23 protein-coding genes are annotated in these 25268 nt (G+C 67.4%); 9 read left to right on the top strand and 14 right to left on the bottom strand.

All coding sequences use genetic code 11. From position 1 onward, the window contains the following. Nucleotides 1-5: 5 nt before the first annotated feature. The 3 genes from AB4Y91_RS15155 to AB4Y91_RS15145 all read left to right on the top strand — a co-directional run bounded on the left by AB4Y91_RS15155 (nt 6) and on the right by AB4Y91_RS15145 (nt 4527). Entirely contained in the window at nt 6-1421 is a 1416-nt protein-coding gene (locus tag AB4Y91_RS15155) for an aspartate ammonia-lyase (protein WP_441419258.1), read from the top strand. A 26-nt stretch (nt 1422-1447) separates the two neighbouring features. After that, on the top strand, nt 1448-3034 hold the full coding sequence (locus tag AB4Y91_RS15150; protein WP_441419257.1) for an amino acid permease: 1587 nt from the start codon (nt 1448-1450) through the stop codon (nt 3032-3034). A 194-nt stretch (nt 3035-3228) separates the two neighbouring features. Then, nucleotides 3229-4527, top strand: a complete 1299-nt coding sequence (locus AB4Y91_RS15145) for an ATP-binding protein (protein ID WP_441419256.1) — start codon at nt 3229-3231, stop codon at nt 4525-4527. Here AB4Y91_RS15145 and AB4Y91_RS15140 read toward each other — a convergent pair. Continuing rightward, complete coding sequence (locus AB4Y91_RS15140) at nt 4524-5141, bottom strand: HD domain-containing protein (RefSeq protein ID WP_441419255.1); 618 nt, start codon at nt 5139-5141, stop codon at nt 4524-4526. The genes AB4Y91_RS15145 and AB4Y91_RS15140 overlap by 4 nt on opposite strands. A 9-nt stretch (nt 5142-5150) precedes the next feature. Further along, on the bottom strand, nt 5151-6047 hold the full coding sequence (gluQRS, locus tag AB4Y91_RS15135; RefSeq protein WP_441419254.1) for a tRNA glutamyl-Q(34) synthetase GluQRS: 897 nt from the start codon (nt 6045-6047) through the stop codon (nt 5151-5153). 330 nt (nt 6048-6377) lie between these two features. On the opposite strand from gluQRS, the gene AB4Y91_RS15130 reads away from it, so the two are divergent. Next, nucleotides 6378-6836 (top strand): Lrp/AsnC family transcriptional regulator, encoded by a 459-nt coding sequence (locus AB4Y91_RS15130; protein WP_441419306.1) that lies wholly within the window; start codon nt 6378-6380, stop codon nt 6834-6836. 9 nt (nt 6837-6845) lie between these two features. On the opposite strand, the gene AB4Y91_RS15125 is transcribed toward AB4Y91_RS15130, so the two are convergent. Next, entirely contained in the window at nt 6846-7301 is a 456-nt protein-coding gene (locus AB4Y91_RS15125) for an Lrp/AsnC family transcriptional regulator (RefSeq protein ID WP_175323527.1), read from the bottom strand. A 104-nt stretch (nt 7302-7405) separates the two neighbouring features. Between AB4Y91_RS15125 and AB4Y91_RS15120 the strand changes: the two genes are divergently transcribed. After that, nucleotides 7406-8059 carry a LysE family translocator gene (locus AB4Y91_RS15120; RefSeq protein WP_441419253.1) on the top strand — a complete coding sequence of 218 codons (654 nt, stop codon included), beginning with the start codon at nt 7406-7408 and terminating at the stop codon, nt 8057-8059. 25 nt (nt 8060-8084) lie between these two features. Here the strand turns inward: AB4Y91_RS15120 and AB4Y91_RS15115 are convergent, their stop codons facing one another. The 5 genes from AB4Y91_RS15115 to AB4Y91_RS15095 all read right to left on the bottom strand — a co-directional run bounded on the left by AB4Y91_RS15115 (nt 8085) and on the right by AB4Y91_RS15095 (nt 13059). Continuing rightward, the gene (locus AB4Y91_RS15115; protein WP_441419252.1) at nt 8085-9050 is read right to left on the bottom strand and encodes a hypothetical protein; all 966 of its coding nucleotides are present in this window, start codon (nt 9048-9050) and stop codon (nt 8085-8087) included. 42 nt (nt 9051-9092) lie between these two features. Beyond that, entirely contained in the window at nt 9093-9593 is a 501-nt protein-coding gene (locus tag AB4Y91_RS15110; protein ID WP_441419251.1) for a DUF456 domain-containing protein, read from the bottom strand. Between the two features lie 35 nt (nt 9594-9628). Then, entirely contained in the window at nt 9629-10834 is a 1206-nt protein-coding gene (locus tag AB4Y91_RS15105; RefSeq protein ID WP_441419305.1) for an NAD(P)-dependent malic enzyme, read from the bottom strand. A gap of 235 nt (nt 10835-11069) precedes the next feature. Next, a complete protein-coding gene (locus AB4Y91_RS15100) occupies nt 11070-11666 on the bottom strand; it encodes a helix-turn-helix domain-containing protein (protein WP_441419250.1) in 597 nt (198 codons plus the stop codon). 127 nt (nt 11667-11793) lie between these two features. Then, on the bottom strand, nt 11794-13059 hold the full coding sequence (locus tag AB4Y91_RS15095; protein ID WP_441419249.1) for an MFS transporter: 1266 nt from the start codon (nt 13057-13059) through the stop codon (nt 11794-11796). 103 nt (nt 13060-13162) lie between these two features. Between AB4Y91_RS15095 and rraA the strand changes: the two genes are divergently transcribed. The 3 genes from rraA (at nt 13163) to AB4Y91_RS15080 (ending at nt 17130) form a co-directional block, all read left to right on the top strand. Next, nucleotides 13163-13648 (top strand): ribonuclease E activity regulator RraA, encoded by a 486-nt coding sequence (gene rraA / locus AB4Y91_RS15090; protein WP_441419248.1) that lies wholly within the window; start codon nt 13163-13165, stop codon nt 13646-13648. Between the two features lie 127 nt (nt 13649-13775). Continuing rightward, the gene (locus tag AB4Y91_RS15085) at nt 13776-15428 is read left to right on the top strand and encodes an MDR family MFS transporter (RefSeq protein WP_441419247.1); all 1653 of its coding nucleotides are present in this window, start codon (nt 13776-13778) and stop codon (nt 15426-15428) included. 262 nt (nt 15429-15690) lie between these two features. Further along, nucleotides 15691-17130: a sugar porter family MFS transporter gene (locus tag AB4Y91_RS15080; protein ID WP_441419246.1), complete on the top strand. Its 1440-nt coding sequence runs from the start codon at nt 15691-15693 to the stop codon at nt 17128-17130. A gap of 77 nt (nt 17131-17207) precedes the next feature. On the opposite strand, the gene AB4Y91_RS15075 is transcribed toward AB4Y91_RS15080, so the two are convergent. The 3 genes from AB4Y91_RS15075 to AB4Y91_RS15065 form a co-directional block, all read right to left on the bottom strand. Beyond that, the gene (locus tag AB4Y91_RS15075) at nt 17208-18434 is read right to left on the bottom strand and encodes an MFS transporter (RefSeq protein WP_441419245.1); all 1227 of its coding nucleotides are present in this window, start codon (nt 18432-18434) and stop codon (nt 17208-17210) included. Nucleotides 18435-18498: 64 nt separating this feature from the next. Beyond that, nucleotides 18499-18972 carry a MarR family winged helix-turn-helix transcriptional regulator gene (locus AB4Y91_RS15070; RefSeq protein ID WP_441419244.1) on the bottom strand — a complete coding sequence of 158 codons (474 nt, stop codon included), beginning with the start codon at nt 18970-18972 and terminating at the stop codon, nt 18499-18501. Nucleotides 18973-19036: 64 nt separating this feature from the next. Beyond that, the gene (locus AB4Y91_RS15065) at nt 19037-19558 is read right to left on the bottom strand and encodes a GNAT family N-acetyltransferase (protein WP_441419243.1); all 522 of its coding nucleotides are present in this window, start codon (nt 19556-19558) and stop codon (nt 19037-19039) included. A 128-nt stretch (nt 19559-19686) separates the two neighbouring features. On the opposite strand from AB4Y91_RS15065, the gene AB4Y91_RS15060 reads away from it, so the two are divergent. Next, nucleotides 19687-21153, top strand: coding sequence for an amino acid permease (locus AB4Y91_RS15060; protein WP_441419242.1), 1467 nt, complete (start codon nt 19687-19689; stop codon nt 21151-21153). A gap of 146 nt (nt 21154-21299) precedes the next feature. On the opposite strand, the gene AB4Y91_RS15055 is transcribed toward AB4Y91_RS15060, so the two are convergent. The 3 genes from AB4Y91_RS15055 to AB4Y91_RS15045 are packed head-to-tail and all read right to left on the bottom strand — an operon-like array spanning nt 21300 to nt 25211. After that, on the bottom strand, nt 21300-22448 hold the full coding sequence (locus AB4Y91_RS15055) for a mannitol-1-phosphate 5-dehydrogenase (protein WP_441419241.1): 1149 nt from the start codon (nt 22446-22448) through the stop codon (nt 21300-21302). Next, on the bottom strand, nt 22448-24424 hold the full coding sequence (locus AB4Y91_RS15050; protein WP_441419240.1) for a PTS mannitol transporter subunit IICBA: 1977 nt from the start codon (nt 24422-24424) through the stop codon (nt 22448-22450). Before AB4Y91_RS15050 ends, AB4Y91_RS15055 begins: the two co-directional genes overlap by 1 nt. A 58-nt stretch (nt 24425-24482) precedes the next feature. Then, nucleotides 24483-25211 carry a TetR/AcrR family transcriptional regulator gene (locus AB4Y91_RS15045; RefSeq protein WP_441419239.1) on the bottom strand — a complete coding sequence of 243 codons (729 nt, stop codon included), beginning with the start codon at nt 25209-25211 and terminating at the stop codon, nt 24483-24485. Between the last annotated feature and the right edge of the window lie 57 nt (nt 25212-25268).

Genomic DNA, 25268 nt, shown 5'->3' with positions numbered 1-25268 from the left:
CCGCCATGACCCCGCTCGACGAACCAGCCGACTTCCGCTCCGAACATGACCTCCTGGGCGACCGGGATGTTCCCGCTGACGCCTACTGGGGTGTCCACACCCTTCGGGCCGTAGAGAACTTCCCCATCACCGGCCAGCCGCTGTCCTCCAACATGTACCTGGTCCGAGGGCTGGCCGCCGTGAAGCTGGCTGCCGCCCGCACCAACCACGAGCTCGGGCTGCTCGACGCCGAGCGCGCCCGGGCCATCGAGGACGCCTGCACCGATGTCATGAGCGGTAAACTCAGCGAGCAGTTCGTGGTGGACGTCATCCAGGGCGGTGCCGGAACGTCGTCGAACATGAATGCCAACGAGGTAATCGCCAACCGGGCCCTGGAAATCCTTGGACACCCGAAGGGCGACTACGCACGGCTGCACCCCAACGACCACGTCAACCTCAGCCAGTCCACGAACGACGTCTACCCCACCGCGGTCAAACTCGGCACGATCTTCGCCGCCCGGGAACTGCTGGAAGCCCTCACCGAGCTGGAAGAGGCCTTCGCCGCCAAGGCCGTCGAATTCCGCACGGTGGTGAAGATGGGCCGCACCCAGTTGCAGGACGCCGTCCCCATGACGCTGGGGCAGGAGTTCGGCACCTACGCAGTCACGATCGGCGAGGACCGGCTCCGGCTGGCCGAAGCCGACCTGCTGATCCACGAGATCAACCTCGGCGCCACGGCGATCGGCACCGGCCTGAACGCCCCGGCGGGCTATGCAGAGGCCGCCTGTCGGCACCTTGCCGAGATCACCGGCCTGCCGCTGGTCACGGCGGCGGACTTGATCGAGGCCACCCAGGACGTCGGCGCCTTCGTGCACCTCTCCGGGGTGCTGAAGCGGGTGGCCGTGAAACTGTCCAAGATCTGCAACGACCTCCGGCTGCTCTCCTCCGGCCCGCGCGCCGGCTTCGGCGAAATCAACCTTCCGGCCGTGCAGTCCGGCTCCTCCATCATGCCCGGCAAGATCAACCCGGTCATCCCGGAGGTGGTCAGCCAGGTGGCCTACGAGGTCATCGGCAACGATGTCACCATCACCATGGCCGCAGAAGCCGGCCAGCTCCAGCTCAACGCCTTCGAACCGATCATCGTCCACAGCCTCCACAAGAGCATCTCGCACCTGGAAGCCGCCTGCCGCACCCTCACGGCCCGCTGCGTCCGGGGTATCACCGCCAACACCGAACGGCTCCGCCTGACGGTGGAACAGTCAATCGGCCTCGTCACCGCCCTCAACCCGCAGCTGGGCTACGCGACCGCCACGGCGATCGCGCAGGAAGCCCTCGCCACCGGCAAGGGAGTCGCGGAACTCGTACTCGAACACGGGCTGCTCACCGCCGAGCAGCTCACCGAACTGCTCAGCCCGCAGCGACTGGCCAACCTGAGCAAGTAGCGCCCCTCGAACCCCGAAGGACCCCCATGACCTATCCAGAAACTGCCCGCGCCCAAAAACCGCCGGCCCAGGAACAGCCAACCCCGCAGCAGGGCATCTCCGACCACACCATTCCGGCGCATGCCCACGCCTCCGAGGCCGCACTCCATGCCGAAGACCAGGGCTACCACAAAGGCCTGAAACCCCGGCAGGTCCAGATGATCGCGATCGGCGGCGCCATCGGCACCGGCCTGTTCATGGGCGCCGGCGGCCGACTCGCCACCGCCGGACCGGCCCTGATCATCAGCTACGCCCTCTGCGGGTTCTTCGCGTTCATGATCCTGCGCGCACTCGGCGAACTCGTGATGCACCGGCCGTCATCAGGCTCCTTCGTCTCCTACGCCCGCGAATTCTTCGGCGAGAAGGCCGCGTTCGTTACCGGCTGGCTGTACTGGCTGAACTGGGCCATGACCGCGATCGTGGACATCACCGCCGTCGCGCTGTACATGAACTTCTTCAAGAAGTACTGGGCGCCGATCGCCGATGTACCGCAATGGACCTGGGCCCTTGCCGCCCTGATCCTGGTGCTGGGCCTGAACCTCATCAGCGTGAAGGTGTTCGGCGAGCTCGAATTCTGGTTCGCGCTCATCAAGGTCGTGGCGCTCGTGTCCTTTTTGATAGTCGGCATCTACTTCGTCATCTTCGGCACCCCCGTCGCCGGCCAGGAGGTCGGCTTCACCCTGATCGCGGACAACGGCGGCCTGTTCCCCAACGGCCTGCTGCCGGCAATCGTGGTGATGCAGGGCGTTGTGTTCGCCTACGCATCGATCGAGCTGATCGGCACGGCGGCGGGCGAGACGGAAAACCCGGAAAAGATCATGCCGCGCGCCATCAACACCGTGATCGTACGCATCGCCGTGTTCTACGTCGGCTCACTCGTGCTGCTCTCGCTGCTGCTCCCCTACAGCTCCTACAAGGCCGGTGAAAGCCCGTTCGTGACGTTCTTCGGTTCCATTGGTGTGGACGGCGTGGACGCCATCATGAACCTGGTGGTCCTGACCGCGGCCCTCTCCTCGCTCAACGCCGGCCTGTACTCCACCGGCCGGATTATGCGGTCCATGTCCGTTTCAGGGTCCGCGCCGAAGTTCGCCGCCCGGATGAACAAGGCAGGCGTGCCCTACGGCGGAATCGCCCTCACTGCCGGCGTGGCCGTGCTGGGCGTCATCCTGAACGCCGTGGTCCCGGCCGAGGCCTTCGAGATCGTCCTGAACGTGGCGTCGCTGGGTATCATCAGCACCTGGGCCATGATCGTCCTGTGCCAGATGCAGCTTGCCCGGCTCGCAGCCCGCGGGGAACTGCTCAGGCCCGCGTTCCGGATGCCCGGCGCACCCGTCACAGGCTGGATTACGCTCGCGTTCCTGCTCGCCGTGCTGGTCCTGATGGCGTTCGACTCGCCGGTGGGGACCTGGACCATCGCGTCCCTTGTGGTCATCGTCCCGCTCCTGATGCTCGGGTGGCGCCTCTGCCGGCACCGCATCCTGGAGATCGCCGCGGTCCGCGACGGCTTCACCGGGCCGTACCCGCTGGTGGCCAACCGGCCTTCCGGGAACTCCGGGAACTCCGGGAACGAATAGAACCGGGCCGCCGCCGCCCAACTAGCTCGCACTTGTTGTCGTTTTCAGGGCTCAAAACGACAACAACTGCGAGCTAGTTGGGTGGACGGGCGGCGTAACGGAGAGTACCGGAGCGCTCCCGCCGGGTGCCTGTCGCCTAAGCTCGGAACAACAGTTCCACTTGGCTCAGCGACGAACCACCCGGGAGACACCTCATGACCAACTGGCGGATCAGGGATTTCCATTCGGCCGACCTGGACGGGATCCTGCACCTCTGGGAATCCCTCAAGGCCACGAATGTCGAGCCGGTCTACGCACTCTCCGAGGTCTTGGCCTCGTGCGAGAAGGACCACGCCGTCGTCGCGGTGCAGGGCGAGCAGGTGGTGGGTGCCGCCGTCGGCCGCGCCGCGCACGACCAGGGCTGGATCGTCTTCCTGGCCACCCTGCCCGAGTTCCGCGGCCGCGGAATCGGCACCTCGCTGCTGGCCTCCGTGGAAAACCGGATGGCCCCGCACGGGCTGAACAAGCTCTCCGCCCTCATGCCGGAGTCCGAAACCCGCGTCGAGGCCTTCCTGAGCCGCGGCTTCGTGCTGAAGAAGAACCTGCGCTATTTTGAACGCAAGATCCCGGTGCAGCGCCAGGAACTCGAGCCGCTGAGCCAGCTGGGCGGGCGGATCCTGGCCCGCGACCTCTGGGAAAACGTCGCCGGCATGCGCAACGAGAAGGAACTCCTGGAGCGCCGCCTCGTCCTGCCGCTGGCCGAAGCCGACCTGGCCGACGAGTATGGCGTGGTCCCGCCGCGCGCGGTCGTGCTGTTCGGCCCTCCGGGCACCGGCAAGACGACCTTCGCCAAGGCGATTGCGTCCCGGCTGGAGTGGCCCTTTGTGGAGGTTTTCCCCTCCCGGCTCGCCGCCGACCCGTTGGGCTTGGCCGGGGCCCTGCGCGAGACCTTCCTGGAGATTGCCGAGCTGGAGCATGCCGTCGTGTTCATCGACGAGGTGGAGGAGATCGCCTCGCAGCGCTCCGGCGAGCCGCCGTCGCCGCTGCAGGGCGTCACCAACGAGCTGCTGAAGATCATTCCGGCCTTCCGCGAACAGCCCGGCCGGCTGCTGGTCTGCGCCACCAACTTCATCCGCGCCCTGGATTCCGCGTTCCTGCGCCACGGCCGCTTCGACTACGTCATCCCGATCGGCCTGCCGGACCGCCTGGCCCGCGAGGCCATGTGGCAGCGCTTCATCCCCGCCACCGTCGTGGACGATGTGGACGTGGAGCTGCTGGTGGATCGCACTGAGGGCTTCTCTCCCGCCGACATCGAATACGCCGCCCGGAGCGCCTCCCAGCGTGCGCTTGAGAAAGCCGTGTACGACGACGGCGGCGCGTCCGTCCGCGAGGCGGTCCGGAAGGGCCCGGCGACGCAGGACTACCTCGACGCGATCGCGGACACCCGGACCACCGTCAGCGCGGAAGTGCAGCAGGAGTTCCTCGAGGACATCGACCTGCTGGGCCGGGTCTAGCCCTCCGGGTTGCCGTCGTAGGAGAGGTTCTCGTAGTCGGTGTCGTCGGCCTCGTCGAGCATGTCATCGAGCTCCTCGAGCAACCACGGGTTGATCCGGGCCAGGATCTTGCGGGTTTCCTCCACCGGAACCGCGGCGTACAGCACCGGCCGGGCCTCGTCGTAGCGGGTGACCGGCGGCTTGTCCGGCCACTTCTCCGCCAGCGCCTTGACCCGTTCGGGCAGGGAGTTGTGCGCATTGTCGGCGATCTTGACCAGGGTGGCATCGTGGTCCTCGGCGATATAGCGGATGCCGGCCTGGTAGTCGTCCGGGTTCTCGTGCAGCCGCTTCGTGACCCGCTCGATGATGTCCACGGCCCGTTCGGGGACCCCCATCTCCAGCAGCGCCTGCCGCGTCATCGGAGTGTCCTCGGCGATGTCGTGCAGGTATCCGGCGATCCGGATGTCGTCATCGAAGTCGGCCAGCGCATCGCCGACGGCGATCACATGCTCGCGGTAGGGCCGCTTGAGCTTGTCCTTCTGCCGGTTGTGGGCCACCTCGGCGAGGACCCTGGCCGTCTCGACGGTAAACCCGGTCTTCGGCGCGGCCGCTTCCATGAACTCTGGTTCTGACATGCTTCCAGCCTACGCGTCGGGGCCGCCCATCCCCGGCCACACCCACGGCTCCCGCGGCAGGCCCGCGGGATCGAACACGGCCAGCGCCTGCCGCAGGGATCCCGCAGGCAAACCCAGGGATTCCAGCAGCGCGTCCCGCACCTCATCGACGGCGACCCCCACGGCAGCAAGATCCGCGAGCGTCACCGCACCGTCACGCTTGGCCAGCCGGGCGCCGTCGGCGTTCAACACCAGCGGCACGTGGGCATATTCCGGAACGGGAATATTCAAGAGGGAGGCCAGGTAGGCCTGCCGCGGAGTGGATGGCAACAGATCATCGCCGCGGACCACCTGGTCGACCCCCTGCGCGGCATCATCCACCACCACGGCCAGGTTGTAGGCGGTGACCCCGTCATTGCGGCGGAGCACGAAGTCATCCACCACGCCGGTGAAGCTGCCGTGCAGCACGTCCCGAACAGTCGCCTCGGCGACGGCCGCGCGGAGCCGGACCGCCGCAGGCCGGACCGCCCGTTTGCTCGCACGCTCGGCCTCGCCCAGGTTCCGGCAGGTGCCCGGGTACGCGCCCTGCGGGGCGTGCGGGGCGGACGGCGCCTCCTGGATTTCGCGGCGGGCACAGAAGCATTCGTAGGTCAGCCCGGCCGCGGTCAGCCGGTCGATCGCGGCGGCGTAGAGGTGCTCCCGGTCCGTCTGACGGACGACGCCGCCGTCCCAGTCCACGCCGATCGCCGCCAGATCACGGAGTTGCCCGGCCTCGGCACCCGCGCGGGCGCGGTCCAGGTCCTCGACCCGCATCAGGAAGCGTCGGCCGGTAGACCGGGCAAAGAGCCACGCGAGGATGGCCGTACGGAGGTTGCCCACGTGCAGCTCGCCGGAGGGGCTGGGGGCGAAGCGTCCGGCTGATGTCATGGGACAAGCCTATGCGGCGCAACACAAGAGCCCCTCAGCCACCGATGACTTCGGACATCCGACGTCGGGGGCTCAGGGGCTCTTGCCGTTAAGGGTGTGCGGAAAGACGATGCGTGAACAAGAGTCAATCAGCGGCGGGCTCCTTGCGGGATGCCTCATCCAGGGTCCGGGAGGTGTGCCGGGGGATCTGTAGCCTTCGGGTGCCGGCGGTGGCCCGCATCCCTTGTTGCCACTATTTGAGCAGTAGCCATACAGTTGGTGCAACAGGCACCGCGCTCGTTGGTCAGATTGACCATTGAGAGCTTCGACTATTGGCAGGAAGTGGTCAGATTGCAGCAGCTCGACTCGACGGATCGCCGGATCCTCCTGGCCCTGGATGCTGACCCCCGGGTCCCCATCATGGTGCTGGCCCAGAAACTGGGCCTGGCCCGCGGAACTGTCCAGTCCCGGCTCGAGCGGATGACGGCGTCGGGCGCGCTCCGCCCGAACAGCAGCCTGGTACTGCCCTCCGCACTGGGTCGCGGAGTGGCAGCGGCGGTGAGCGCCGAACTGGACCAGAGCCACCTGGATGAGGCGATCGCCGCGTTACGGAACATCCCGGAGGTGCTCGAATGCCATGCGCCCGCAGGCGACACCGACCTGCTGATCCGGGTGGTCGCCACGAGCCCCGACGATCTCTACCGGGTTTCCGAGGAAATCCGGCTGTGTCCGGGGATTGTGCGGACGTCCACCAGCATGTTCCTGCGCGAGGTCATCCCCTACCGGACCACAGGGCTGCTGGAAGGCTAACCGCCCGGATCACACGGGCGGGCCGGTATTCGCTTTCAGGTTCTTCATGACCAGCGTCGAGGTTAGACGCTCGACGCCGGGCAGCGAGGTCAGCTCGGCGTCGTAAAAGCGCTGGTACGCCGGGAGGTCCTCTGCAATGACCTTGAGCAGATAGTCCGGCTCGCCGAAGAGCCGCTGGGCCTCGACGATGTTGGGGTTCTCCGCCACGCGGTTCTCGAAGATCTCCATGGTGGCGCGGTCCACCTGACGCAGCGTGACAAACACAATCGCTTCGAAGCCCAGCCCGACGGCGGCCGGATCGATGTCGGCGCGGTAACCGCGGATGACGCCGGACGTCTCCAGCTCGCGAAGCCTCCGGTGGCACGGCGCCACGGTGAGCCCGACCTTCGCCGCGAGCGCCGTGGCAGTCATCCGGCCGTCTTCACGGAGGTTGCGCAAAATACTTCTGTCAATATGGTCAATCACGCAATAACCTTACCGTCGGCACGGCTTTACGGGCGAAATCAGTAAGCACTTTTGGCCCGAAAATTCCTAGGCTTACTCCTAGAGCCCACCGTCAGGAGTCCGTCGTGAACCCCCAGCTGTTCCTCGCCTTCATCGGCGTCGCCGTGGCCCTCGCCTGCACCCCGGGCGTCGACTGGGCCTACTCCATCGCCGCCGGGCTCAAGGACCGCAGTTTCGTGCCCGCAGTGGCCGGCCTCTGCGGCGGCTACGTCGTACACACCGCACTCCTGGCCGCCGGGCTGGCCGCCGTGATCACGGGCATGCCCGGGCTCCTGGGCTGGCTTACGGTGGCGGGCGCGGGCTACCTGCTCTGGCTCGGCGTCAGCACGGTACGCTCCTGGCGGGGCGCCAGCTTCGGCGGCCAAGCCGCCACCGCGCCGGCCCAGGCCAACCAGTTCCGGGTCTTCCTGCAGGGCATGGGCACCAGCGGCATCAACCCTAAGGGGCTGCTCTTCTTCGTTGCCCTGGTCCCGCAGTTCGTCAGCACCGACGCCGCCTTGTCCGTGCCGCTGCAGTCCGGCCTGCTGGGGCTCACTTTTGTCCTGTTGGTGGCCGTGGTCTACAGCTGCGTGGCGCTCTTGGCCCGGAAGCTCCTGCACACCCGGCCCGGCGCTGCCCGCCGGGTGACGCTGGCCAGCGGAATCATCATGGTGGCGCTGGGCCTGGTGCTGCTGGGCGAACAGCTGGTGCCGCTGGCTGCGCAGACCATCTGGCAGTAGCCTTCCGGCAACCGCCAGGACGGCATCATTCCCCGTTCAACTGCTTCCATTCCTGTTCCCAAAGCCTGCGTTCCTCCACGTCCTTGCGGATGACCTCGAAAGTTTCCAGCTGGGCGGGCCGGCCGCGCAGCCAGTCGCGGGGATTCAGTGATTTGCGGCCGTTGTCCAGGAGCAGCAAGGCGCGGTCGGTCAGGGCATCATTTCGGAGTGCCAGGTGGGTCTTCCGCCGCCGGAGAACTTCCTTCACCGCCGCTTGGGAGGCCGCCGCGGCACCAAGGCGGCGCAGTGACCGGGCGCGGATCAGCAGCAGCGCGGCCGAGAGGTCGTCGGCATTCAGCAGCCCCTCCGTCCAGACCATCACTTCCTTGTCCCGGCCCATCGAGAACGCCACCGAGCACCGGGCCAGGGCCGCGGGCAGCGACGGCGGAAGCGAGGCCACGGTTTGCAGCGCTGCCTCCAGGTGGCCTGTCTCCCGCAGGGAGTGCGAAAGTGCGAGGAACACCGCTTCCTCGCTGAAGAGAACCGGAACCTCGATGCGCTCGGCTACTTCGACCCGGGTGACCACACGGGTCAGATAGCCGGACGCGAACCGGTTGGCGTCGTCGTCGTTCCCGGTGGTGAGTCCGCGCTGGAGGAGCTCCGAGGCCCGCAGGTAGCCGCCCTGCTTGTGCGCCAGGAGACCAGCCAGCACGTAGCAAAGCCCGGCCCAGCCCGGGTAGGCGCGGCCCAAGGCGATCAGCCGGTTGGGGTCGGTGTTGTGGAAGGTCGCCTCGTACACCGCCTTCGCCGCTTTTCCGGGCATCCGCTTGAGCCGGGGGGTGGCGCCGTCCACGCTGAGCAGCGCCCCGTTCCGGCCGCCCAGGGCGGTATGCAGGATGCCGCCGACGCCGTCTGCGATGTCCCGCACCGGCGTGCGGACCTGCGGGACGCCGAACGGGGTGAGGTCACGGGTGTCGCGATAGATGGGTCCTGGGGACTGTCCGGCGCTCATTCTTCCATGCTAGTAGTGCACCCTTGGCAGCCGGTGGAAGGGCTAACTGGCGGCAGCCACCCAGACGCCGATCACCCAGGTGCTCGCGGCAAGGCAAGCCAGACCGAACTCCACCAGCATGCCCACACCGGTGGCCTTCAAGGCCGCCCAGCTGGTGGTCATGGCGGACCGGAAATCCCGGGTGCGGTGGGATTCGCTGAGTAGCAGGCCGGCGGCGAACCCCACGAAGAGTCCTACCACCGGGATGAGGAACATGCCCGCCACCCCAAAGACCAGGCCTGTCACCACGCTGCGGCTGGGAATGCGGTGTTCCTTGAGTTTGCGGCCGGTCAGCACGGCGCTGGCCGCCATTCCCGCCAGCACCAAGGCCAGGCCAACGCCAAAGACCACCCAGCCGGTGGTTCCGGCACCGCCCCACAGGGCCCAGGCCAGCAGGCTGAGGCCGATCAGGATGCTGCCGGGGAGCACAGGGATGACGATGCCCGCCACGCCCACCAGAATGGCGAGCCCGCAGAGGACGGTCACGATGATCTCGGGGTTCATGCCCCCAGTTTAGGGTTGGCCACGGCGGCGGCTGGTTATTCCGCCTCCACCGCCGCGGCTACGGCCGCCGACACGGCCGGGGCCACACGCGGGTCCAGCGGGCTCGGCACGATGTAGTCGGCAGAGAGATCGTCCTCGGCCAGGTCCGCGATGGCGCGGGCCGCGGCGAGTTTCATCGCCGGAGTGATGCGGCGGGCACCGGCGTCGAGGGCGCCGCGGAAGATGCCTGGGAACGCAAGCACATTGTTGATCTGGTTGGGGAAGTCGCTGCGGCCCGTGGCGACGACGGCCGCATACTTGGACGCGACCTCCGGCAGCACTTCGGGATCCGGGTTGGAAAGGGCAAAAACGATCGAACTGTGGTTCATCAGCTTCAAGTGCTCCTCGTCCAGCCGGGAGGAGGAGACGCCGATGAACACGTCCGCGCCGAGGAGCGCCTCGCCGGGGCCGCCGGAGACGCCGCGGGGGTTGCTGCGGACGGCCAGCTGGGCCTTCTTGCTGGCCGGGTCCGCGGCGATGTCCGCGCGGTCCCGGTTGATCACGCCGCGGGAGTCCAGCAGCACGACGTCGTCGATGCCGGCGGTCAGCAGGATTTCGGCGACGGCAATCCCGGCCGCGCCGGCACCGGAAACCACCACGCGGAGTCCCTTGAGCTCGCGGGCCGTCACCTTCGCGGCACCGGTCAGCGCGGCGAGGACGACGACGGCGGTGCCGTGCTGGTCATCGTGCATGACAGGGCAGTCGAGGGCTTCGATCAGCTTTTCCTCGAGTTCGAAGCAGCGCGGCGCCGAAACGTCCTCAAGATTAACCGCGCCGAAGCTGGGACGCAGCCGGACCAGAGTCTCGACGATCTCGTCGACGTCGGTCGTGTTGAGGACAAGCGGGATGGAGTCGAGGTCGCCGAACGCCTTGAAGAGGGCGGACTTGCCTTCCATGACGGGCAGCGAGGCGCTGGCGCCGATGTTGCCAAGTCCGAGCACTGCGGTGCCGTCGCTGACCACGACCACGAGGCGCTGGGCCCAGGTGAGGGTCTTGGCCAGTTCCGGGTTGGCTGCGATGGCGCGGCTAACTTGGGCGACGCCGGGCGTGTAGGCGATGGACAGATCGCGCTTGCTGGCGAGCGGGACGGTGCTGGAAATCGAGAGCTTGCCGCCCTGGTGGGAGGCGAAGATCTCCTCGTCGCTAAGCGCCGCTACCGGCGCTTCTGCGGCCCCTTCGGGGGCAGTGGGTTCGGCGGGAATGGTCGTTTCAATGGACACGTCGTTGTCTCCTGGGGCTCACCGTGGGCATACGGCACTTGGCTGCTGGGGCACAGGGTGCCCGAGATGGTCTGGCGGAACTCCGGCGGCGGCCCCGGGGTGGCGGGCCTGCGGGTGAAGCTCCGGAAGTGCTGGCGCTCGCGCCGCTCCGGTTCTGCCATGGTAAGCAACGCGGTCGCCGGCCGGAGATTCGGCCGGACACATTCCGGTAACTGGTCTAGACCGGCTGGGCGGCCTGGCGCCCCCGGGACAGCAGGGAGCAGGCCTTCTTCAGGTCCTCTTCGGCCTCGAAGAGCGAGAGCCGGCGGCAGCGGACGGACTGCACCAGGCCGGTGACGGTGAGCAGCAGGACCCGCGAGACGGCGGGGTCGCCGCTGACCGCGGTCACTGCTTTCTCCGCCGTCGCGTCAATGTCCCGCAGCAGGCGGGTGGTGTCCGTGTCCTTCGCGTAGACCGCGCGGGTCAGGCATTGCTCCACTGCAGGCTGCATGAGGCGCATGTGGAAGATTTCCATCACCGCGCCCACCAGGGCGTGCACCGGCACCCTGGTCCCCGCCGGCCATTCGCCAAGGTGCAGCTCGCCGAGCTGCTTGCGGTACAGGGCCAGCATCAGCTGCGCCGAGGAGGGGAAATAGCGGTACAGGGTGCCCAGCGGTACGTCCGCCCTGGCTGCCACCTCGGAGAGAACCACGGAGTCGAGTCCCTTGCGGGCAAAGCCGGCTGCGACGTCGAGGATCCGCGCATAGCGCAGGCGCTGCCGGGGCAGGGTGGGCGGCGGGGCCATTGGTGGAAGATCTGAAGGAAATTCAGGCATCAGCAGCGTTCCGGGGTCGTTTTTCTCGGCAGCCGGGAGGGTTAGTCCACAGCACTGCCTCGGCGATCCCGTCCACTATACGGCACGGTGTGGGGCCGTTTGCCAGTCACACGGACCCCCGGAACGCCTAGTCCACGCCCTTGATCTTGACCACGAAGACAGCGCCGAGCAGGCCGATCACCGCGGCCGCGACGTACAGCGAAACGTACCCTCCCCAGAGCGCCACGAAGGGGTAGGCGATAAGCGGCGCGATCACCTGCGGCAGCGAATTGGCGATGTTGATGACCCCCAGGTCCTTGCCTCGGTTCAGCGCCGTCGGCAGCACCTCGGTAATCAGGGCGAAGTCCACGGCGAGGTAGGAGCCGAAGCCGATGCCCAGCACCGAGGCGCCGATCAGCGCCCCCGGCCAGGTCGGTGCGAAGGCGAGGATCAGCGCGGCCGCCGCGATGACGGCCGAGGAGAGGATAACGAGCGGCTTGCGCCGGCCCATCCGGTCACTGAGCCGGCCGCCGATCACACTCGTGATGATCACCATGACCGCGTACAGGCCGGTGAGGATCAGGACGCCGAACTCCGCCTCGATGCCCTGCGTCTGGGGCAGGCGCACGGCGTCGGTGAGGAAGAACAGCAGGTACAGCGTCACCATGTGGTTGCCGATGTTCACGAGCAGGCGGGTGAGCCAGGCCCAGGCGAAATCCGGGTATCGGGCCGGGGAGATCCAGAAACTCCTGGCAAATTCGCCCAGCTTGAACGGCGGGCGGCCGTGCCGCGGCAGCGCGACGTCGTCGTTCTGGAAGAAATACAGTCCGACGCCGGCCAGCAGCGCCACGGCGCAGAACGCGTAGCCGAGCGCGAAGTTGCCGGAGACGACGGCGGCGATCACGGCGCCGATCAGGATGCCCACGGTCTGGCCCATTGCGGCGAGCCCGCCCACGGTGCCGCGCTGCGGTACCGGCACCCGGTCCGGGATGGCGGCGGTGATGGCGGCGTAGGCTCCGTTGCAGCCGGCCTGCACGAGGCACCAGAGAATGGTCATGACGGCGACATTCGGGGCGCCGGCGAGCGCCGTGAGGGCGGCCGCGCCAAGAATGGCACCGAAGAGGACCCACGGCACGCGGCGGCCGCGGCGCGCAACCGTCCGGTCGCTCAAGGCGCCGAACAACGGGTTGGCCACGAGCGAGACGGCCGCCCCCGCCCCGGTCACGAGGGCCAGGATTGCCTCCTTTTCGCCCTCGTTGAAGGCCGCCGCCTGCTGGCCGAGCAGCACCTGCAGCGGGCCGAAGAAGGCCGCATTAATGCCCACGTTGACCAAGACCACACCCGCCGTCCAGACCGGGCGGACACGGCGTTCCGGCTCGGCAAGGGCCGGTGCCGCGGCATTGGACAGGCTCATGTGGTTCCCCCCGGAACTGGTGACTGAAGCTGATGATCAGTGTGGGCCCAGACTATCGTGGGCAGCAACGCCCACCGCTTATTCACGCAGCCAAGGAGAACCAGTGCCAGACCAGCCCTCAAATCCCGTCAACACCGCCGACCTCTACGACGAGCGTGGCGAGGAGCTGGACTCCATCTCCTTGCAGTTCCAGTCGCTCGGCGGCCACACCCACTTCAGCGGACCGGTCCGGACCATCCGCTGCTTCGAGGACAACGCCCTGGTCAAGGCCATGCTGGGCACGCCGGGCAACGGCGCCGTGCTGGTGGTCGACGGCGGCGGCTCGCTGCGCACCGCGCTGATGGGGGATTTGATCGCGGCGAGCGCCGTGGAGAACGGCTGGGCCGGCGTCGTGATCAACGGTGCCATCCGGGACCGGGTGGCGGTCGCCGGCCTGCCGCTCGGGGTTAAGGCGCTCGGCAGCAACCCGCGCAAGAGCGCCAAGGCAGGCGCCGGGGAGGCCGACGTCGAGCTGGACATCGACGGCGTCGCCGTCCGGCCCGGCCAGCTGATCTGGTGCGACCCGGACGGCATCCTGCTGGAACGCTGAGCGGGTGGGCGGGAACTGGACGGCAACGCCCAAGGAGCCGGTGCGGGCGGGAACAAAGCAGGCCCTAAGATAGTTACTGAAAGCAACCTTCCTGCTTGACCCCAAAAAACTTCCCCTTGGAGCGGTTATGTCCAAAACCACGTCCTCACGCCTGCCCGGAGAGGTCTTGACGCACCGTCAGACCATCACCGTCATGGTGGGCCTCATGCTCGGCATGTTCCTGTCCTCCCTGGACCAGACGATCGTGTCCACGTCGATCTACACCATCGCCAACGACCTGGACGGCCTCTCGCTGCAGGCCTGGGCAACGACGGCGTACCTGATCACCTCCACCGTCAGCACGCCGCTTTACGGCAAGCTCAGCGACATCTTCGGACGGCGGCCGCTCTACCTCGCCGCGATCCTGATCTTCCTGGCCGGCTCGCTCTACGCCGGCTCGGTCCACTCGATGACCGAGCTCGCGATCGCCCGCGGCATCCAGGGCATGGGCGCCGGCGGCCTGCTGGCCCTCGCGCTGACCATCATCGGCGACATCGTGGCGCTGAAGGACCGCGCCAAGTTCCAGGGCTACTTCATGTCCGTCTTCGGCATCTCCTCCGTGCTGGGCCCGGTGATCGGCGGCGCCTTTGCCGGTTCCGCCAACATCCTGGGCTTTGACGGCTGGCGCTGGGTCTTCTTCATCAACATCCCGATCGGCCTGGCCGCCCTCGCCGTCGTCTTCCTGTACCTGCACCTGCCGGCCAAGCACCTGAAGCAGAAGATCGACTACTGGGGCGCCGCCGCCATCACCCTGGCGATTGTGCCGTTGCTGCTCGTCGCCGAACAGGGCCGGACCTGGGGCTGGAGCTCCACCGGGGCCTTCCTCTGCTATGGACTCGGCATCATCGGCATCGTCGCGTTCCTGCTGGCCGAGAAGCGCGCCGGCGACTACGCCCTGATCCCCCTCCGGCTGTTCCAGAACATCACCTTCGGGCTCTCCTCGCTGCTGAACTTCATCATCGGCGTCGGCATGTTCGGTGCGATCGCGATGCTGCCGATGTACCTCCAGCTGGTCAAGGGCCTCACCCCCACCGAGGCCGGGCTCATGATGATCACCTTCACGGTGGGCATCCTCACCGGGTCCATCACGGCCGGCCGGACCATTTCGGCGTCCGGCACCTACCGGATCTTCCCGATCCTGGGCACCGCCGTGTTGACCGCGGCCGCCGTCGTTATGGGACTCTCGCTGGGCGTGGATACGCCGCTCTGGGTCCCCGGCGCGATTGCTGTGTTCTTTGGCCTGGGCCTGGGCTTCTGCATGCAGCCGCTCACCCTCGCCATGCAGGTCTCCGTTCCGGCCAAGGACATGGGCGTGGGCACCTCCTCCGCCGCGTTCTTCCGCTCCATGGGCGGTGCCGTGGGGACCGCGGTGTTCATTTCGATGCTGTTCAGCCTCGCGGCGGACAAGATCGCCACCGGCATGAAAGCCGCCGCGCAGAACGCGGACTACCTCAAAGTGCTCAAGGACCCGGCCGTTGCCGCCGACCCCGCGAACGCCAAGCTTTACGAGTTCTTCAAGAACGGCGCCAGCAACGACTCGCTGAACGACACAAGCTGGCTGCACACCGCGAACGCCAGCCTGACACGGCCGATCACCGAAGGATTCGCCCAGTCGATCGACGCCGTCATGCTCACCGCCGCCGTGCTCACCGGCGTCGCCTTCCTGATCAGCTTCGCGCTGCCGAACAAGAAGCTCACGGACCCGAAGGCCGCCGCCAAGGAGGCCGTCCCCGCGCACTAGGGCACACGCCGCAGCACGTCAGGGCAGGCAGTCTTTTGGACTGCCTGCCCACGCTTTTGGCCGCCGGGACGCGGCCTTCCAGGGCCGCCGACGTCGAAAGTGGGTCCGGCGTGACGCCGCCGGTGGGCCGCGCGGCGCATCTCCTCAGGAATTGTAAGCTTGCTCTCATTTTCCCGTCCTGTGACGTGCATCGCGGCATCCCCGGTGTCAGACTGGGTAGCTGCGGCGTGAGCCGCTGACCACGAATTGCCGAGGGAGCCACATGACCACCACCCAAGACCAGACCGTCGCCAAGATCCCCAAGCGGGTCATTTGGCTGGCCGTGGCGGGCGCCGTTGGCGGCTTCCTCTTCGGCTTCGATTCCTCGGTTGTCAACGGCGCAGTCGACGCCATCAAGGAAGAATTCGCGCTCAGCGAGGCCGTGACCGGGTTCGCCGTCGCCGTCGCCCTGCTTGGCTGCGCGGCCGGCGCCTACCTGGCCGGCAAGGTCGCGGACCGTTACGGCCGCATCCCCGCCATGAAGCTCGGCGCGCTGCTGTTCCTGGTCAGCGCTTTCGGCACCGGCTTCGCGTTCGGCGTCTGGGACCTGATCTTCTGGCGCCTCGTCGGGGGCCTGGGAATCGGCCTCGCCTCGGTGATCGCCCCGGCCTACATCTCCGAGATTTCACCCCGCCACGTGCGCGGCCGGCTGGCGTCGCTGCAGCAGCTCGCCATCACCACCGGTATCTTCGCGGCGCTGCTCTCCGACGCCGTGTTCGCCAACTTCGCCGGCGGCGCCGACCAGAACCTGTGGTTCGGCATCGAGGCCTGGCGCTGGATGTTCATTGCCGGCGCCGTCCCGGCCGTCGTCTACGGCTGGATCGCCTTCACGCTTCCCGAATCGCCGCGGTTCCTCGTGTTCAAGGGCAAGGACGAGGACGCCCTCAAGGTCTTCGAATCCATCGCGCCGGACGAGGACACCGACCGCCACCTGCGTGACATCAAGAAGGCCATCGAGGAGGACAAGCTCGCCGGCCAGAAGGGCTCCCTGCGCGGCAAGGCGCTTGGCCTGCAGCCGGTGGTGTGGATCGGCATCATCCTGTCGGTGCTGCAGCAGTTCGTCGGCATCAACGTGATCTTCTACTACTCCACGACGCTCTGGAAAGCTGTGGGCTTCCAGGAGAAGGACTCGCTCACGATTTCCGTGGCGACCGCGATCACCAACATCCTGGTCACCCTGGTCGCCATCGCACTGGTGGACCGGATCGGCCGCCGCCCCATCATGCTGGCGGGTTCCATCGGCATGGCCGTCTCGCTGGCGACCATGGCCTTCGCCTTCGGATCCGCCACCGGATCCGGCGATGCGATCACGCTCCCGGGCGCCTGGGGCCCCGCCGCCCTGGTGGCCGCCAACGTCTTCGTGATCAGCTTCGGCGCCTCCTGGGGCCCGCTGGTCTGGGTGCTGCTGGGTGAAATCTTCCCGTCCCGGATCCGCGCCCGCGCCCTGGGCCTGGCCGCGGCCGCCCAGTGGATCGCGAACTTCGCCATCACGCTGAGCTTCCCCGTGATGGCGGCAGCCTCGCTGCCGCTGACCTACGCCATGTACGCCTTGTTCGCGGCGGCGTCGTTCTTCTTCGTGATGTTCAAGGTGCCGGAAACCAACGGCATGGCGCTGGAGCACGCGGAGACGCTGTTCGTGCCGAAGGGTTCCGCCAAGAAGTAGCCCCCGCGGCATTGCACGAACAAAAAGTTGAGGCCCATGTTCCGCGGAACATGGGCCTCAACTGTAGGTCCGGCGGGTTAGACCAGGTGCGGCTCGTGCGTGCTCAAGTACCGCCGCCCGCCGAGGACCACCGCGATCGCCAGCGCCATGGCGACCGCCGCGGCGAAGAACGGAACCTGGGGCCCGAAGTGTTCACCCAGCTGCGCCGCGGCGAACGGCGCCAGTGCGCCGCCCATCCAGCGCACGAAGTTGTACCCGGCCGAGGCCACGGGCCGCGGCGAGTCGGAGACGCCCATGGCCAGCTCGGTGTAGATCGTGTTGTTGATCCCCAGCAGGGCGCCGGAGGCCACCACGAGGACGACGACGGCGGGCACCGAGTGCCCCGCGGCCAGGCCGAGGCCGGCCAGGTCCAGGAGCAGCAGCGCCAGCGTGCCGCTCAGCACGCGGACAGCCCCGAAGCGCCGCTGCAGCGCGGGGGCGACAAACACCGAGAAGACGGCGACGGCGACACCCCAGCCGAAGAACACGCCGCCGATCCCGTAGGCGTCCATCCCCAGGATGAACGGGGTGAAGGCGAGGATGGTGAAGAAGCCGTAGTTGTAGAACAGCCCGCTGGCCGCCGTCGTCCGCAGGCCCTTGTGGCCCAGCGCCAGCAGCGGGTCCCGGAGCCGGACCTTCCGTTCCGGCAGCGGGGTCTTGGGCAGCAGGGCGATCAGGGCGATGAAGGCCGAGGCCATCAGGACGGCGGTGCCGAAGAACGGGGCACGCCACTGCCACCCCCCGAGCAAGGCGCCCAGCAGCGGGCCGAGTGAAATGCCCAGGCCCAGCGCCGCCTCGTAGAGGATGATGGCGGTCCCGGCGCCGCCGCTGGCGACGCCGACGATCACGGCCAGGGCGGTGGCGACGAAGAGGGCATTGCCCAGCCCCCAGCCGGCACGGAAGCCGACAAGTTCGGTCACGCTGCCGGAGAGGCCGGACAGCGAGGCGAACACCACGATGATGGCGAGGCCGGCCAGCAGCGTGCGCTTGCCGCCGATCCGGGAGGAGACGAAGCCGGTGATCAGCATGGCGATGGCGGTGACCATGAAGTAGCTGGTGAACAGCAGGGACACCTGGCTGGGGGTGGCGTCAAGGTTCTTGGCGATGGCGGGCAGGATGGGATCCACCAGCCCGATGCCCATGAACGCGAACACCGCCGCCAGGGCCGTGGCCCAGACCGCCTTGGGCTGCTTGAGTAGCGAGGCTTTTTCGGCCCCAAGGGTTGATGTTGCTTCCGGCGCGGGGGCCGTGAGCTGGCCGTCCATGGAGGGCGCTCCTAAGGTTGTGGGTTCTTGCTGTCGTTGTTCCTGGCAGGCAGTGGCCTGGCTGTCAGGGCTGCAGGCTCTCGTTGATCTTGCCGATCACCGGGATGGCGGCCGCGAGGGCCTGCCGTTCCGCATCGGTGAGTGAGCCGAGGATCCCTGCCATGACCGCGTTGCGGCGGGTGTTGGCCGATTCGACGGCGGCGTGGCCCTCGGCGGTGAGCTTGACGCGGACGGCCCGGGAGTCGGCCGGATCCGCCTCACGCCGGACCAGCCCGGCCCGTTCGAGCTTGATGATCTGCTCGGTGGCGCTGGGAACCTTGACCCCGAGGTTGCGGGCAATCTCACCCACCCGCACGCCGTTGGCCCCGGCGCTGTCTTCGGAGCTGTCCAGCAGCATCTTGAGAGTGCTGAGCTGGGCGGCGCTGAGTTCGCCGTCGGCGTCCAAGCGCCGGACCAGGTAGATGCTGTGGCGCAGGGCTTCCCGGAAATCCCGGGAGAGGGCGAGCAGTACGGGATCCGGCAGCGGGTGTTCACTCATACTTAGGGAGCCTAACAGTTAGGCGGCCTAAGAGTCAACGGTGCGGCTGCCGCCGGCGCGGCCGCTAGAGCAGCAGCTTCATGCCCTCATGGCTGGTCGCGAACCCCAGCCGCTCGTAGAATCGGTGCGCCGCTGTCCGCGACTTATCCGTGGTGAGCTGCACCAGGGAACAGCCACGCCGCCGCGACTCCCCGAGCGCCCACTGCACCATCGCGGCGCCGACGCCCTGGCCCCGCAGTTCGCCGGCGACCCGCACGGCCTCGAGCTGGGCACGCCACGACCCGCGCCGGGACAGCCCGGGCAAGAAGCTGAGCTGGAAGGTCGCCACCACCCGGGGCCCGGCGCCGCGCTCCGGTGTCAGTTCCCCCACCAGCAGCAGGTGGGCCGGATCGGCGTCGATCGCGTCGAAGGCCGTCTGGTACGGCGCCAGATCCGCAGCATCCTCGCGCGAGGAGCCCAGCTGGTCGTCGGCGAGCAGCCGGAGAATGGCGGGCAGGTCCGCGCGGGCGGCGGGGCGCAGCCGGAACGTCCCGCCGTCGACGCCGAATGTTAGCAGGGCGGCCTGGTCCGCCGAATTTGTAGTCACCCGCCCAGCTTGCCATGACGCAACGATGAAACGTTCGGCAGGGGGCCCGGCCTTCGAAGCTGTACCTTAGAAAGGCTGATTTGTAACCGCCGTCACCAATGCGGCGGACCACACGAAGGATTGTTGACATGCCCGAACAGACAACCGCGGAGCAGAGAACTGCCTCCAGCCGGGACACCGAGCCCCACCTTGCACGCTCGTTGAGCAACCGGCACATCCAGCTCCTGGCCATCGGCGGCGCCATTGGCACCGGCCTCTTCATGGGCTCCGGCAAGACCATTTCCGTGGCCGGACCGTCCGTGATCTTCGTGTACATGATCATCGGCTTCATGCTGTTCTTCGTCATGCGCGCCATGGGCCAGCTGCTGCTGTCCAACCTGAACTACAAGTCCTTCAGCGACTTCGCCGGCGACCTGCTGGGCCCCTGGGCCGGGTTCTTCACCGGCTGGACCTACTGGTTCTGCTGGGTGGTCACGGGGGTGGCGGACGTGATCGCGATTGCCGGCTACGCCGAGCAGCTCTGGCCCGGCATCCAGCTGTGGGTCCCGGGGATCGCGACCATCATCATCCTGCTCCTGCTGAACCTTCCGACCGTCAAGGCCTTCGGTGAGACGGAATTCTGGTTCGCCCTGATCAAGATCGTGGCCATCGTGGCGCTGATCGCTGTGGGCTTGGTTATGATCTTCACCGGCTTCCATTCCAACGCCGGCACCGCGGGCTTCAGTAACCTGTGGAGCCATGGCGGCCTGTTCCCCAAGGAGTTCATGGGCTTCGTGGCCGGTTTCCAGATCGCTGTTTTCGCCTTCGTGGGCATCGAGCTGGTGGGTACCGCCGCGGCCGAAACCAAGAACCCGGAGCACAACCTGCCCCGCGCCATCAACGCGATCCCGCTGCGCGTCATGCTGTTCTACGTCGGCGCCCTCATCATCTTGATGTCCGTCACCCCGTGGACCGGCTTCAAGGCGGGCCAGAGCCCGTTCATCGCCATGTTCTCCCTCGCCGGGCTCGGCATGGCCGCCACGGTGGTGAACCTCGTGGTGCTGACTTCCGCGATGTCCTCGGCCAACTCCGGCATCTACTCCACCTCCCGGATGGTCTACGGCCTGGCCAACGACGGCGACGCCCCCAGGCTCTTCGGCCGCCTCTCCAGCCGCAAGGTCCCGCAGAACGCGCTGTTCCTGTCCTGCGTGCTGCTGCTGGCCGGCGTCGCGCTGCTGTATGCGGGCAAGGACGTGGGCGTGGCCTTCGACATGGTCACCACCGTGTCCGCCGTCTGCTTCATGTTTGTCTGGAGCATCATCCTGGCCAGCTACCTCGTGTTCCGGAAGCGCCGGCCGGAACTCCACGCGGCCTCGACGTTCAAGATGCCCGGCGGCATTCCCATGGTGTGGGTCGTGTTTGCGTTCTTCGCGTTCCTGGTCTGGGCGCTGACCACGCAGCCGGACACCCTTGTGGCCCTGCTGGTCACTCCGCTCTGGTTCGCGGTCCTGGGTGCCGCGTTCGCCGTCGTCCGCCGCTCGCCGCTGCACCAGGCGCGCGTGGCCGAATGGAAGGCGATGGCCGACGGCGAAACCGCCGCCGCCAGCCGCGTCTGACGCTTCCGCAGCTCCTGCCGGTCCTGCCGGGCCTGCCGGTCCTGGGGCGACGCCCGCGCAGATCCACGGCCTAAACGACGGGCCCTCCCTCACCTGGTGTGAGGGAGGGCCCGTTGTTTTTCCGCGAAAGGTGAGGAAGCGTCCGGCTAGACGGCGGCCTTGGCTTCCTCGACGAGGGCACAGACGGCCGGGAACAGCGGATGCCCCGAGTCCAGGCCGGTGATCTTCGTCGTGGCGTCCTCCGGGGTGGAGGAGTTCAGGATCTGCGCCAGCTCCACGGCCTCGGCGTCGGCCGGGTCGTTGAAGCGCAGCGCGGCGGCGATCGCACCGAGCAGTGCCTCGGGGACAATCCCGCGCTCGGCCAACTCCGCAGCGGGACCGATGAAGCGCTCGTGCCGGCTGAGCTTGCGCAGCGGTGCCCGCCCCACCCGGTTCACGGTGTCCGGAAGGTGCGGGTTGGAGAACCGGCCGAGGATCTTCTGCACGTAGGCTTCCTGCTCCTCGCGGTTGAAGCCGTGCTTGGCCACCAGCAGTTCCTTGGTCTCGTCGAGCACTGCGCGCACATCGGCGGCGACGTCCTGGTCCGCCATGGCCTCGGAGATCTTGGACAGCCCGGCTTCGAAGCCGAAGTACGCGGCCGAGGCGTGCCCGGTGTTCACGGTGAAGAGCTTCCGCTCGATGTAGGGCGCCAGGTCGTCCACGAAGGTCGCCCCCGGAATGGCTGGTTCCTTCCCCGCGAACGGGGTCCGGTCGATGACCCACTCATAGAACGTCTCCACTGTGACGTCCAGGCCCTGCCCGGCCTCCTGGTTGGGCACGATCCGGTCCACCGCCGTGTTGGCGAACACGGCGGCGGCATCCAGCGAACCGGCGGCCGGATCCCATTGGGCGGAAATTTCGGACTTCAGGATGTCGGTCGCGTTGATCGCGTTCTCGCACGCCATCACCTGCAGCGGCGCCAGCCCGGCCGGCCGGGCCGCGATCCCCTTGGCGATCACGGGTGCCACGAACTTGAGGATGTGCGGGCCCACCGCGGTGGTGACGATGTCCGCCGTCGCGATTTCCGCGACGACGTCGGCTTCCTGGGTGCCGGAGTTCAGCGCGCGGAAGTTGTCCACCGTGCGCACGGCCGGGCTGTCCCCCACCTCGTGGACCTGGTAGCTGTCCGCCGCGGCGAGCTGGGTGATGAGGGCATCCGCGACATCCGCGAACACCACCTCATACCCGGCCTCGTGCAGCAGCAGTCCGACGAATCCACGGCCGATGTTTCCGGCTCCGAAATGAACAGCCTTCACTAGGAATTTACCTTTCCGAACAGGTCGAGCACTTCGTCGACGGTGGTGGCCGCCTCCAGCTGCGCGACCTGTGCCTTGTTGGTGAAGACCCTGGCGATCGAGGAGAGGATCTGGAGGTGCTCGTTGTTGATGCCGGCGACGCCGACGACGAACTTGACCTCTTTGCCGTTCCAGTCGATGCCGTTCGGGTAGCGGATCACCGAGACCGCGGACTTCATGATGTGGTCCTTGGCGGCGTTGGTGCCGTGCGGGATCGCGAGGTAGCTGCCCATGTAGGTCGAGACGGATTCCTCGCGCTCATGCATGGCGTCGAGGTAGCCGGCGTCGACGGCGCCGCGGTCCAGCAGCAGCCGGCCCGCCTCGTCGATCGCAGCGTCACGGGTGGTTGCCGTTCCGCTGAGGATCACGCTGTCGGCCACCAGGATGCCGGACGGCCCGGCTTCGGGCTCCGCTTCCGGTGCGGATGCCGTTGCCACGGCCACACCCGTTCCCGCATCCGCCATCGCACCGGAGGCGTCGGCCGGCGCGTTGCTGGTCCGGACCAGTTCCACGATCTCGTCGTACCGCGGCGAGTTCATGAAGTTGTCCACCGAGACGTGGACGGCGCTGGACGTCGCGGGCTTGGCCCGTTCGGTCAGGTCCTGGTGCGTGATGACGACATCGTAGGTGTCGCTCAGGTTCGCGATCGCGGAGTTGGTGACCTTGACATCCGGGTAGCCGGCGGCCTTGATCTTGTTGCGGAGCACCGAGGCGCCCATGGCGCTCGAGCCCATGCCGGCGTCGCAAGCGAAGACGATGTTCTTGACCGGACCGGCCAGCACCGCGACGCCGCCGGCGCCCGCACCGCCGCCCACGAGGGCGGAGGAGACGGAGCTCTTCTTGCCCTTCATGGCTTCCATCCGGGTGGTCGCGGCGCCAAGTTCGTCACCCTCGACGTCCTTGCTGGACTTGAGGATGACGGAGGCAATCAGGAAGGACACGGTCGCGGCCAGCAGCACGGACAAGGCCACGCCGAAGTAGCTGTCCGGCGGGGTCGCGGCGAAGACCGCGAGGATGCTTCCCGGGGCGGCCGGGGAGCGCAGGCCCGCACCGGTCAGGACGAGGGTGAAGATGCCGGTCATGCCGCCGCCGATCGCGGCGAGGATGATGATCGGCTTCATCAGCACGTACGGGAAGTAGATTTCGTGGATGCCGCCGACGAACTGGATCAGGGCGGCGCCGGGGGCCGAAGCCTTGGCCATGCCCTTGCCGAAGATCATGTAAGCGAGCAGGACGCCCACGCCCGGGCCGGGATTGGCCTCAAGCAGGAACAGGATGGACTTGCCCTGGGCGAGCGCCTGTTCGGTGCCCAGCGGGGTCAGGATCCCGTGGTTCACGGCGTTGTTCAGGAACAATACCTTCGCGGGCTCGATGAAGATGCTCGTGAAGGGCAGCAGGCCGTTGTTGACCAGGAACTCGACGACGGCGCTGGCGCCGTTGCTGAAGGCCTTCACCACCGGGCCAATCACCAGCATGCCGAAGATGGCCATGACGGCGGCGACGATGCCCGCGGTGAAGTTGTCGATCAGCATCTCGAAGCCGGGCTTGACCTTGTTCTCCCAGAGGCTTTCGATCTTCTCCATGATCCACGCCGTCAGCGGCCCCATGATCATGGCGCCGATGAACATCGGGATGTCCGTTCCGACGATCACGCCCATGGTGGCCGCCGCGCCGACCACGCCGCCGCGCACGCCGTAGACCATGCGGCCGCCGGTGTAGCCGATCAGGAGCGGCAGCAGGTAGGTGATCATCGGGCCGACCAGCTTGGCCAGGTCGGCGTTGGGGGTGAAGCCCGCCGGGATGAAGAAGGCGGTAATGATGCCCCAGGCGATGAAGGCGCCGATGTTGGGCATGATCATTCCGGACAGGAAGGTGCCAAATTTCTGCACACCGACCCTGATACTGGTCCGGGGTTTCGCAACGGTCTCTGTTGCCATGTGATTTCCTAACCGTGATTCCTGCTGCACCGCAGGATTGTCCGATATTTTCGACGAGCTAGCTGGTGGAACTGGTGGAGATCCGGTGGAGCCATTCGAGAAAGAGCTTGAGTTCAGAGCTGGACAGCTGGTCCGAGTGCGAGGCCTGCAGCGCCGCATTCAGGGCGATGGCCGCTACCACTACCGGGGACTTCCCGGAGTCTTCCGGCCCGGCTTGCCGGGCCTGTTCCGTGGAGACCGCGAAGATCATCGCGTCGCGGGTCATGGCGGAGAGCTCGAGGTTGCGCTCCGGTGCCTTCTCCGTGATCAGCATGAGGGTCACGCCCACGTTCGCAGCCAGGATGCTCCTCGCCGCCTCCCGGGGCGGGACGTTGAGCTGGCCGGCGACCGCGGCCTTGTTCAGCATTTCCTCCATGAGCGCCTCGGCGTCAGCCACAACGGCGGGACGGCTCTCGGGGCGGATGTTGCCGAACATGACGAGGTACAGTTCCGGCTGCTTCAGCCCGAATTGCACGTGCTGGTCCCACATCCGCCGGATGTCCTCCAGCGGCTGCCCGGACGGAGCGAAGTCTCGCTCGCCGGCCACGTACTCCTCGAATCCTGCCGCCACAACGGCGTCGAAAAGCCCCTCCTTGTCACCGAAGTGGTGATACAGGGTGGGGGCAGTCACCCCCGCCAGCTGCGTGATCTGGCGCGTGGAAACCGCGGCTCCCCCGGACTTGGCCAGCAATCCCGCAGCTGCACGCAGCAGCCGGATTTTGGGCGGTAGCTGGCCTTCGATACTCATAACCGCTACCCTAGCACCTATAGCAACGCTATATGAAGTGCATCACATACACTTTTT

The sequence above is a fragment of the Arthrobacter sp. YAF16 genome, from assembly GCF_052113385.1.
Classification (GTDB): Bacteria; Actinomycetota; Actinomycetes; order Actinomycetales; family Micrococcaceae; genus Arthrobacter.
The sequence above is the reverse complement of the archived record's forward strand: the minus strand, read 5'-3'. Positions and strand labels throughout refer to the sequence as shown.